The organism is Streptomyces nigrescens, assembly GCF_027626975.1.
Lineage (GTDB): Bacteria > Actinomycetota > Actinomycetes > Streptomycetales > Streptomycetaceae > Streptomyces > Streptomyces nigrescens.
Map to the genome: position 1 here is coordinate 2,585,718 of NZ_CP114203.1, position 10,495 is coordinate 2,596,212.

8 protein-coding genes and 2 pseudogenes are annotated in these 10,495 nt (G+C 65.5%); 4 read left to right on the forward strand and 6 right to left on the reverse strand.

The window, feature by feature from the left end; translation table 11 throughout:
* Window positions 1–15 precede the first annotated feature (15 nt).
* Complete coding sequence (locus tag STRNI_RS11760; RefSeq protein ID WP_338149729.1) at window positions 16–423, forward strand: GNAT family N-acetyltransferase; 408 nt, start codon at window positions 16–18, stop codon at window positions 421–423.
* A 545-nt stretch (window positions 424–968) separates the two neighbouring features.
* On the opposite strand, the gene STRNI_RS11765 is transcribed toward STRNI_RS11760, so the two are convergent.
* Complete coding sequence (locus tag STRNI_RS11765; RefSeq protein WP_277411235.1) at window positions 969–1,526, reverse strand: hypothetical protein; 558 nt, start codon at window positions 1,524–1,526, stop codon at window positions 969–971.
* A gap of 89 nt (window positions 1,527–1,615) precedes the next feature.
* Here STRNI_RS11765 and STRNI_RS11770 point away from each other — a divergent pair, with 89 nt between their 5' ends.
* Window positions 1,616–1,804, forward strand: coding sequence for a hypothetical protein (locus tag STRNI_RS11770; protein WP_277411236.1), 189 nt, complete (start codon window positions 1,616–1,618; stop codon window positions 1,802–1,804).
* On the opposite strand, the gene STRNI_RS11775 is transcribed toward STRNI_RS11770, so the two are convergent.
* Together STRNI_RS11775 and STRNI_RS11780 are read right to left on the reverse strand one after the other, a co-directional pair.
* Window positions 1,792–1,947 carry a hypothetical protein gene (locus tag STRNI_RS11775; RefSeq protein WP_277411237.1) on the reverse strand — a complete coding sequence of 52 codons (156 nt, stop codon included), beginning with the start codon at window positions 1,945–1,947 and terminating at the stop codon, window positions 1,792–1,794. The two genes, STRNI_RS11770 and STRNI_RS11775, sit on opposite strands and share 13 nt — an antisense overlap.
* Window positions 1,948–2,132: 185 nt before the next feature.
* Window positions 2,133–2,777, reverse strand: a pseudogene (locus STRNI_RS11780) (DUF5655 domain-containing protein); the annotation flags it as partial.
* Window positions 2,778–2,848: 71 nt separating this feature from the next.
* On the opposite strand from STRNI_RS11780, the gene STRNI_RS11785 reads away from it, so the two are divergent.
* Both STRNI_RS11785 and STRNI_RS11790 read left to right on the forward strand, forming a co-directional pair.
* Window positions 2,849–4,060, forward strand: coding sequence for a tyrosine-type recombinase/integrase (locus STRNI_RS11785; protein ID WP_277410292.1), 1,212 nt, complete (start codon window positions 2,849–2,851; stop codon window positions 4,058–4,060).
* Window positions 4,057–6,519, forward strand: a complete 2,463-nt coding sequence (locus STRNI_RS11790; protein WP_277410293.1) for a site-specific integrase — start codon at window positions 4,057–4,059, stop codon at window positions 6,517–6,519. Before STRNI_RS11785 ends, STRNI_RS11790 begins: the two co-directional genes overlap by 4 nt.
* Window positions 6,520–7,067: 548 nt before the next feature.
* Here the strand turns inward: STRNI_RS11790 and STRNI_RS11795 are convergent.
* The 3 genes and pseudogenes from STRNI_RS11795 to STRNI_RS11805 form a co-directional block, all read right to left on the reverse strand.
* Window positions 7,068–7,319 (reverse strand): annotated as a pseudogene (locus STRNI_RS11795) (DUF5655 domain-containing protein); the annotation flags it as partial.
* Window positions 7,320–8,490: 1,171 nt separating this feature from the next.
* Entirely contained in the window at window positions 8,491–9,798 is a 1,308-nt protein-coding gene (locus tag STRNI_RS11800) for a DNA sulfur modification protein DndB (protein WP_277411238.1), read from the reverse strand.
* Window positions 9,799–9,825: 27 nt separating this feature from the next.
* Window positions 9,826–10,446 (reverse strand): GIY-YIG nuclease family protein, encoded by a 621-nt coding sequence (locus STRNI_RS11805; protein ID WP_277411239.1) that lies wholly within the window; start codon window positions 10,444–10,446, stop codon window positions 9,826–9,828.
* Window positions 10,447–10,495 lie beyond the last annotated feature (49 nt).

Consider the following 10,495-nt stretch of genomic DNA (forward strand, 5'->3'; position numbering starts at 1 on the left):
GTTCTGTCCGAGCCGATGGGCGAGGAGTGGATCCGGCGGTGCACCGCCGAGCTGGCTCCACGGCTAGCGCCGGGGGGTGACGCACGGGCCTTCGTCATCGACGCCCCGGGCGGCTCGATGGCCGCCTGCGCCCTCGGGCTCATCCATCGCGTGCTCCCGGCACCGTCCTACCCCTGGGGGCTGGCAGGCCGCGTGCATGTGGTCGCCACACGCCCGGATGCCCGGCGCCGCGGCTACGCCAGAGCCGTTGTCCGCGCACTACTCGACGAGCTCCGTACCGAGCACGTCACCCTGTTCGAACTCCACGCCAGCCAGGAAGCGGCGCCCCTGTACCGCGAGTTCGGCTTTGCCGACAGTCCAGCCCTGATGAGGATGACGCACCTGGAGGAGCCGGGCGGTCGACTCCCTGACCGACGGACATAAGGGTGGCTCCGCAGACGGGGGATGCCGCGGAGCCACCCTCTCAGCGTACTGTCCGTCTGTCCCTTCCACAGGGCCTTGCGCCGGGCGACTATCCCCTGAGTGATCGCCAACGGCTGTTCGGGCACTCGGCGGTTCCGCAGTGCGATTGAGCAACCTCACAACACCAGCCAATTATTCATCTAATCGGAACTGGGAGCTTGAACCGCACTCTTTTAGGGACATGTCCAGCCGGAGGCATCCACCTATTCTTGCACCAGCGATGCATGCCTTTCCCATTCCCAACCGACGGGTGAACGTTCTGCCGTGACCTCTCCGGACGCGACGCGGACGCCACCTCACACGTCGGCGCCAGACGACGCGCCGCCTCTCCAGGGGTGGCGGAGCGGATGGCGCCACAGCCCCTCCTACCTGCGGAAGCGAGGGGGTTCACCTCAGCCTGGGCTGAGGGGAGTCGGTCCAGGGCTACTTCATTCCGCTCGACCTCGCAGCTGGTGCCAGACTTGGTCGCGGCTGCCTTATGCGCCCGCTCGGCCCGCCGAAGCAGATTAGGCCAGAAAGCGGCGCTCGAATACCGTTCCGGAAGTGGGGTCAGTCGGCGGCCGGTCATGCAGAACCTCATCGAGCATTCGCAATGTCACGACTTCCCTTGGGGTGAAGTAGCTGCTGGCCTGCGTATGCAGCTGTGTCAGGTCCTCGGTGTGTGCCGGGAGAAGAAGAGCAACGCGGACTTGGTCTTCCAACGCCCGCAGAGCGTCCGCGAGACCACTGTTGGACAGGGCGTATCCCGCGTTGGCGGCCTGCGCAAGGGCTCCCTCAGCCGCCGTTCGAAGCCCTTCACACTTCTCATCGAATTCCGCCAGGGTTGCTGGGCTGCCGGCCTGCCTGTCTTGCAGCGACCTGGACAAGTACAGCAACCACGCCCGGCACTGCACACCGACATCATTGACCAGGTCGACCTTCTTCGCCGTCTCTTCCTTCGACCTTTGGTGCCCCTCCGCCCGGTCTTTGTGCCTCTGCAAGAGCAACGGCCCGATAGTGGTTGCTGATCCAGTGACCAGGGCGCCGCTGATCGCCCCAAGAAGACCAGCCATCGCAGGATTCATATGGGCACGGTATCCAAGCCGTGTCGCGCACGAGCTTGAGACGCTCCATCAAGGTCCGAGCCCGAGCGCATACGCCCAAGCCCGCTCCATTGGGATGTACGGGCGCGCCGGCGCGGAAGCTGTACTTCCTGCCCCCTGTCGCCACGGTCGCGGTGGGCTCGGACGACGCCGAACACCTGCGTGAGCTGGTCGACGCACTGCACCTCAGTGCCAACGAGGCGACAGCGCGTCAGTACCGGAAGCTGCTGCACGACCACTCGCGTCGTCAACGGGCCTGAAGTTCGCCCACGATCCGTTCAGCCGCGATCCGGGCGGGCGCGAGCTTGGGGTCGGCCTCGTCGGCCCAGCGACCGACGACCTTCGTGCAGTAGAACAGCACCATCAGCCCGGCTGCGGCAGGAGTTGCCGAGGTTCTGACCACTCCCGCGGGCCAGGCCGGAGAACTCGTCGCGCTGGGTCAGCTCCTCCAGGCGTGCAGAAGAGGCGTACACCCCCACCTCACCCCGCTCATCGCACAACGCGCCGAACACCTCACCGGCACCCCCGTCCCCACGCCCTGACCACGGCGCCAGTCAGCCACACGACATGGCCTCCGCAATCGACCCTTCATGCCGCCGCATAGCTCGCCCGGAACAGCTCCTGCGCGCGCTCCACATCCCTGGGCGTGCGCAGCTGCACCTCCAGGTCACCGGTTCCGTGGTGACCGAGCCCGGTGACATCGCGAGTGAAGCCAGGCACGAGGTCGACCTGTCTGGGGTCGATCTTGAGGTAGACGAGCAGCTTGGTCTGCTGCGGCGGGCAGACGCACGCGAAGTTCCGCAGTCGCTGGTAGGCGCGGTACTGCTTGCGCTGGACCCGGGTGATGCCGTCCCCGAGGCCGAGCAGTGCCTCGTCGACCGCCACAGCCAGTTCCGTCAACGTCACGTCCTGCCTCCGCGTGCTCTGCACGCCGGCCACACGACGGCGGGCCGTCGCGGGTGCCGACCTCTGTCCGGTGTGCGAGGCCACGGTCTCAAGGGCGATGTGGTCGTCGCCGAAGAGGCGGTAGCGGACGAGGTCGATGCTGCGCCGGTGCTCGCGTACGGCGTGGATGTCGTAGCGGGTGAAGTCGCCGGCCACGCAGATCAGCCTTGGTGCGCTCCACAGCACCTGGGACGCGGCCGTGGCCCCGAGCCGGTCGCGGACCAGGTGTCCGAACTCGGCCCGGTGATCCATCAGCCAGGACAGATAGAAGAGTCCCTGGTTGATGACCTGTTGACTGAACTACTGGCGGAGTTTCTGCAGGTCAGTGACCTTGTGGTGGGGGCGTCGTTGAGCCGGCCGTGGAGGCATCGAGAGATCTGGCAGCCCTGTCCGTACCCCTGGTCGGGGAGCTGGTGGCCATGGATGATCCGTGGGATCCGTACCGGCTCATCGACCCGACCGGGGAATCGGTCGAGGGGGCTGGCGCCTTCCTGAGGGATCTGCAGGGAGCCGGTCGTTCGGCGGCGACTGCCCGTTCTTACGGGATGGATCTGCTGCGCTGGTTCCGCTTCTTGTGGGCTGTCGAGGTGCCATGGGACCGGGCGAGTCGGCTCGAGGCGAGAGACTTCTCCCGCTGGCTGCAGATCGCCGGCCAGCCGAGGCGTCCGCACTGGCGGCGCCCGAGTGAGGCGGGCCAGTGGTCTGCGGGCGGGACGCCGTACGCGCCGTCGGTGCGAGCGCACAGCGAGACAGTGCTGCGGACCTTCTACGACTTCCACCGCGACATCGGCACCGGTCCGGTCCTCAACCCGTTCCCACTGGACCGATCACGTCATGGGCGACGAGCGCACGCCCATCGCAACCCGATGGACCCGCCCCGCAACGAACGCAGTGGGCTCTACCGTCCGAGGGTGCCCAAGCGGGTGCCCCGCAGTGTCCCTGATGAGGAGTTCAACGAGATCTTCGCCCGGCTCCCGTCGCACCGGGACCGGGCCTTGGTCGCCTTCTACATCTCCACCGGTGCCCGGGCCAGCGAGCTGCTCAGTACATGGCAGGCAGGCGTGGATCCGGGGCGTCAGCTGATCTCGGTGGTCCGCAAGGGAACCCGGGAAGTCCAGGAACTCCCGGCCTCAACCGACGCGTTCGTCTGGCTGCGGCTCTACCAGGTGGAGATGGACGATGCGATCCCGTGCGGGCGGCGCCTCCCACTGTGGTGGACCCTGCGCTCGCCGTCGAGACCGCTGACCTACCACGCGGTTCACCGGATGTTCGAGCGGGCGAATGCCAAGGCGGGGACCTCTGCGACGCTGCATGCACTGCGGCACACCGCCGCCTACCGCATGGCCGAGGATCCCAGCCTGCCCCTCACCGATGTCCAATTCGTCCTCGGTCATGCCCAGTTGACCACGACACAGCTTTACCTCACGCCCCGCAAGGAGGTGGTGATCCGGCGGCTTCTGGCCCACCATGCCGAACAGACACGGCAGGCAGCAGCCCGCATCGCGCCTCCTCCCGCAGCCGACTACCGGCCGGAGAGTCTCGATGTGCTGTTCGGGACCGGTGCCCGGTGACCGCCACCTTGTCGGCACGCGCCGACCGCGCACCGGCACTCGGAGTTTCACCTGGGCGCACTCGCGCACTGGCCGCCCAGCAGCGCTTCCCCGCCCGGACCGTTCCCGAGAGCTGGCCGGGCACCGAGCGCTCGCGCGTCGAGGCGGCCCGGTTGCTGTCCCGTCCGCCCTACACGCTGAAGAACGCTGGCAGCGAACTGCACCACAAGCACGGCATCGTCATGGTGCTGGACTGGCTGGAAGACCAGCCCGGACAGACCTGGCAGGAACGGTGGCAGGCCAGCGGCATCGAGCAGGCCGGCGCCGCCTGGCGGCCAGTGATCAAGCAGTGGCTTCACGAGCGAGGCTTGAAGGTAGCCTGGCGTATGCCGGTAGTGGGCCGGGCTCTGACCACGGTGATCAGCGCTGAGCTGCTGCGGCCGTCGGTGGACTGGCTGGCCGCCGGAGCCAGCCGCCAAGGAGTGCTGGTCCGCTCCATGGCGCATAGCCGTGATCCGCGCGGATTTGAGCGCCTTCGTGAGCTGGGCTCTCAAGCCCAGGGCGTGCGGCCGGGCGCTGTCAGCACGACGCTCTGCCGCAGCGCCCTCATCCTCGCGGCGAAGGGCGGCACGTTGGCCGACATCACCATCGGCGACGTCCTGGAACTCCTCGATATCCAAGCCGTGGTGCTCAAGCGGGCGATGGCAGGGACCGAGGTGTTCTACCGTCTGCTGCACCAGTTCGGAGCCTTCGGAGAGGACGCCCCGCCGAATCTGCGCGCGGTCCGCAACCTGGGACAGCGCACTCCGGAGGAGCTGATCGACCGCTACGGACTGATCTGTCGTCCCGTTCGGGATCTGCTGGTGGACTATCTGCGGGAACGCCAGCCCGCGCTGGACCACAACAGCCTGAAGTCCCTCTCCTACCACCTCGGCAAGTGCTTCTGGCAGGACATCGAGCACCACCATCCCGGCGCCGACAGCCTCCGCCTCGCCCCGGACGTCATCGGGCAGTGGAAGCAGAGGATTCGCACCAAGGAAAAGACTGTCACCGACCCGGACGGCCGGCGCACGAGCACCAAGGTCGAGAGGCTCAATCACCGTGACACGCTCACCCAGGTGCGGGCCTTCTACCTCGATATCGCCCAGTGGGCACTGGAAGACCCCGGTCGCTGGGGCCCGTGGGTGGCACCGAGCCCGGTGAGGGCTGACGAGTTGGAGAACCGCAAACACCAACGACGACGCAAGGCGCGGATGGACGCCCGCACTCGCGAGCGCCTTCCGGTGCTGCCAGTCCTCGTCCGCTCGGTCGACCAGCGTCGCAGGGACGCGGCCGCGGTACTGGAAGCCGCCCGACAAACCCGCCCTGGCGAGGTGTTCACTGCTGCCGGTCAGCAACTCGTACGCGCGGTGGTTCCGCACGGAACGGCCGGCCGGATCTGGGCCGAGGCCCCGGGCACCAGCAAACGCCGCGATCTGGGGCTTGAGGACGAGCGGGCCTTCTGGACCTGGGCCGCGGTCGAGGTCCTGCGGAGCACCGGCATCCGCGTCGAAGAACTACTCGAACTCAGCCACCACAGCCTGGTCCAATACCGGCTGCCCACCACCGGTGAGCTCGTCCCCCTCCTGCAGATCGTGCCGTCCAAGACCGATACCGAGCGGCTGCTGCTGGTCAGCCCCGAGCTCGCCGACGTCCTGAGCGCGATCATCTGCCGAGCCCGGGACAGCACCGGCGCGGTTCCCCTGGTCCGTTCCTGGGACCGGCGCGAATGCGAGTGGCAGGCACCAGCCCCGTTGCTGTTCCAACGACGCATCTCCGGCGAGGACCGCGCGTTCACCGACGAAACCGTCCGCACGATGCTGGACCAGGCCCTCATCGCCACGGGACTAATCGACGCTACCGGCGACCCACTGCGTTACACACCGCACGACTTCCGCAGATTGTTCATCACCGACGCCATCCTCAACGGACTGCCACCGCACATCGCCCAGGTGATCGCAGGCCACCAGGACATCAACGTCACCCTCGGCTACAAAGCCGTCTATCCCGAGGAGGCAATTCAGGCGCACATGGCCTTCCTTGCCCGCCGCCGATCCCTCCGCCCCAGCGAGGAATACAGAGTCCCCACCGATGAGGAATGGCAGGAGTTCCTCGGCCACTTCGAACGACGCAAAGTCTCCATCGGCGCATGCGGCCGCGCATTCGGCGCTCCGTGCATCCACGAACACGCTTGCGTCCGCTGCCCGATGCTCTGGCCCGACCCCGCCCAGCGCGACCGGCTCGTCGAGATCCGCGACAACCTCCTCGACCGCATCGCCGAGGCCGAACGCGAAGGATGGCTCGGCGAGGTGGAAGGGCTTCAGGTGAGCCTTGCCGGAGCGGAGGAGAAACTCACCCAACTCGACCGGCGTCCCGCCAGCCGCAGCGTCGTCGACCTTGGCATCCCCTCCTTCGGCCAGATCGCGGACAGGCGGTCCTAGCAGGCCGCACTGTCAGTACCCTTCGACATGATGACGTGGTGACCACAAACGAAGCCCCAGATACGGCAGTTCAGAAGGCCCGGGAACGTCTCCAAGCTGCTATCGCTCATCATCCCCACCGTCCAGACCAGACAGACGAGGCAGATCGACGCCTACTCTCAGAGGCCACCTGGCGGAAGGTGAGGGAACTGGGATCGCCATGGGAAGAGCCCGGCGAGCGGCTCTATGTGCTTGGTTTCAACGGGCCGGTCCCATACGTCAAGGCAGGCCGGTCCAAACACATGAAGAAACGCCTGGCACGGCATGAGACCGATGCGGCCATACACGGAGCCTTCCTATACGACGGGTGGGCTTCGCCGCCATACCTCACTGTCCGGGACTGGGAGACCGCCGCCCTCAGAGCAATGCGACGTCTCCCTCATCCGGTCACTCGCGTCGGTGAATACTTCCACAATCTCGATTTTGAGCAAGCGGTGGGAGTCGCCCAACGCGCCAAACCTCTATTCATGGATATCCTGTCGATCTGGGATCGTGACGGCCTTTCTTAGTTCAGAGAACACGCCGGCGTCCGTGCCGCGCTTGTACTCCACGACGACGGGTGCCCCGTTCTCGTCAATCCCCAACGAATCGATGCGTCCGCCGTGGAGTCCCGTGCTGTACTCGCTCGCCAGGAACCGGACTCCCAGCATCGTCTCCATGTGTGCCTCGACGAGGCACTGGACATCCGCCTCGACCTCAGCAAGACGGGGCGCGACCTCGGTCACGCCGCTCTTCGTGTTGAACAGCTTCAGGCCCGACACCTTCCCCTCTTCGGCTACGTAGCCGCAACACGGAGGGGAGCAAGATTGTTTCCGCGAAGGTCTTCGGACCTGTGAAGATGGTGTGAGAGGCTACGAACGGTTCGCCGGGGACGCCCGCGTCCCACGGCCACCAGGGAATCGCACATCCCACATGCGTCCCACGCGTCAGCCGGGACCAGCGCTGGGAGGCCGCGTTTTCGCAGGTCAGCCCCCGTAGCTCAGTGGATAGAGCAGGCGCCTTCTAATCACCCCCCTGTTCAGCAACAACGACTGTCCCCCTGCTGGTTCACTACCGCTTTCAGCCTGGGATCACGGCTCTGCGCCTGGCAGAGGAGTGGATCTACCTCCGCCGTTCACTGGGCATCGGGGTCGCCCACGCCCGCAGGGCCCGGTGGCTCGCCACTACCGAACTGCCCTCTGCCATCAGAGCTCTGATGCGACCGATAGCCTACGGAGTCGACTGCGGCATGACCTGTCCATCGGCGAGCCGTAAATCCCTCGTCGGGTTCCCCAAACCGATGGCAGTCCTCGGCCCCGGCCACAGACTCTCCCTTCCTGCAGCGTCGCCCAACCGTTCCTACGCCTCATCTTCCCCTGGTGCATGATCCTGCGCCATGCCAGAGGATGCCTCACAACCTTCGGTAAAACTGAGCCCTGAAACACCAGCCTCCTTGCCGAGACGGGAAGTTGGCTAAGCATCGAGCTCCCACAAGACGATGTGCAGACCGTGTTGGAATGGGTGCCGCTGGGCAAAGTCCCCAGCGCCAACCTGCTCCCGTACGCATCCGCCAGCCCATCGCCAGCCTTGCCGAGGCATTCCCAACCCCCCAACAAGGGCAAAGTAACCTGACAGCGTCATGAAATGCTTTGGCGACCGCGTACCGCCCAAGGCGCGCGGAATCACCACCGGCCAGGCCGAAGGCACCGAGTTCTCATGCGATTTTGACACGGCCATTGAGCAGAGGGGCTGGCCCACACGCATCTCAGGCCGAAACCGTTTTCGCCATTCACACAGCGGATTACTCCCACCGCCATCGCTGACAGGCCGGAGCACACCGCAGTCAAGGTTTAGGCATCCAGCACCACCACGTGCGACCTCAAGGACTAACCGGAATTCCGGCCAGAAGCCGGGCAGGGCTGCCCGTCAGCCGCCCTGCCCTGAGATATACGGCTAGTTCTCCTCGACGGCGACGGGCAGCCGTCGCGCCAGTTCTTCAGCCACTACGGGATAGCGCTCGTTCTTCACCTGACGGTACCCGCGGATGGCACGGTCGATCTGCGCGCGGGAAGCCGGCGCAAGATGCACGAGCAGCAACTCGTACAGCGCTTGGTTGTTCTCCTTGGACGGAATCATCTTGCCCTTACGGGCGGCGTCCGGCGTCTCCTGCCACACCGCAGAGAACGGGGCGGAAGACATCGTCCAGTCCAACTCGCCCAGACGGCGTAGGAGCTCCGGCCATTCCAGGAGGCGCTGCTCGATGACGTGACGGGCAGCCCGGACAATCTGAACCTGGACTGCGGGGCGCATGAACGGGTGCCCCTCTCCATCCCGCCCCTTAGGTGCACGAAGATCCCTGGGCGCTGCGTGCGCCTCATAGCGATCTCGCATGTTTCCACAGACCGCAAGCAACTCATCCATGCGCTTGGCGAGTACCTCGTAACTCTCATCGAGGATCTCGTCTGTCGCGCGCTGAGAGGTCTTGTTCATGCTCTCGTGGAGGCCGAAGCCCAGGTCCGTGAGCAAGTCATACAGGACGCCGATTGTTGTCCAAGCGGTGCCAGTTACGCCGACCTGACGGGTGGCGAGCTTGAGTTCACCATCGTTCCCGACCTTGCTGAAGACCTGAACCACGCCGTCCTGCCGCAGGAATTCGTGGTCATCGAGCAGGCGGCGGGTGAGGATGGCGAAGCCGTCGTCCTCGTCGAGAGCGATGTTCTCTTGCGCGGTGGTCTTGACGGCGTTGCGATTGATGTTGGTGAAGAGACGGCGCGTCCTTCGGCGACCTGCTTCATCATCGAAGTGCGGGACAACGATCACGGTGATGTCTTCGCGCCCCAACTCCGGGTTTCGCTTGATGGCATCTTTGATCGCCTTGAGGCGGTGTTGGCCGTCCAGAGCGAAGAACTGATGGGTGCCGTCGAAGGTCAGCACCCCGAAGTTGCGGTCCATGCCTGCGAGTACATCGCTATTCTCGGAGCTCTTCTCCATTTCCAGTGGGATGTACTCCGGGGCTCCTCCCCAGGCTGCGACGATAATCGCGCCCAGGAAGCGGTTCTCGTTCGACAGAAGGTAGTTGGTGATTTCAGTGGTGCGTGTGCCGACACCCCTCTGAATCATTGTTCCCAAGTCTTGATTGCCGCCTAGCTCGTGCGCGAAGTTGATCTCACGGGCAACTGCTGCGTAGCTCATGAGGCATGAGTAGTAGGTCCAGTTGCCCACCTTTGCTTCAAAGGCGGGAACAAATGTCTTGGAGGGCATGGATACCTCTTCTTCGTGCGGGTGCGATCAGGCTGTCCAAGCTGCTCGGGGAGCACCGAGCCGTCCGCGCAGCTTGGGACGATCGGAGTCGTTGAGCGGGGGATTCCACAGGCGGATGAGCCTCTTCTCCAGGCCCCTGATCCTGTTCCGGTCCGTCACCGTGGTGCACCAGAACTCCATCGGACGCAGCGGGAGATAGCGGCTGAGCCGCTGCTCACGGGTCTTCGGCTCGCTATCGGTCCACAGGCTTTCGGGGCTGGCCCGCAAGTACCGGCGGTACTCCTTGTAGCGCTGACGGATGGTGTTCCCGCAGTCAGATTTCGAGGCGCCGGCCTGCCCGACGTAGAGGAGCTGGGGGAAACTCCCCTGTGCAGGACGGCCGTCGACCTGGAACTGGAACTGAGGTCGCCAGACGAACATGTACAGGCCGGGTTCGTCAGGGAGAGCCGGGGCAAGATTCTCCGTGGCCTGGTGGACCTCCCATGGCGAGGCGAACTCGCGGAGATCCTGGTCGAGTTGTTGGCAGTTGTCCGCGTCCAGCATCCGCAGCAGACCGACCTCGATGGGAAGCGCTGGGCTGTCCTCCTCACGGTGCCTCTGCACCATGCGGGTGAACGCGTCCCGGCCGACCACGCTTGAAATGGGCATGCTGAAGGACCCCCCGAACGGCTCTGCGGCTCTGGCATATCTAGTGTGA

Excerpts from the sequence above, each read along its gene's own strand:
- STRNI_RS11765 (WP_277411235.1), bottom strand. The coding sequence starts at position 1,526 with ATGAATCCTGCGATGGCTGGTCTTCTTGGGGCGATCAGCGGCGCCCTG.
- STRNI_RS11760 (WP_338149729.1), top strand. The coding sequence starts at position 16 with ATGGGCGAGGAGTGGATCCGGCGGTGCACCGCCGAGCTGGCTCCACGG.
- STRNI_RS11800 (WP_277411238.1), bottom strand. The coding sequence starts at position 9,798 with ATGCCCTCCAAGACATTTGTTCCCGCCTTTGAAGCAAAGGTGGGCAAC.
- STRNI_RS11805 (WP_277411239.1), bottom strand. The coding sequence starts at position 10,446 with ATGCCCATTTCAAGCGTGGTCGGCCGGGACGCGTTCACCCGCATGGTG.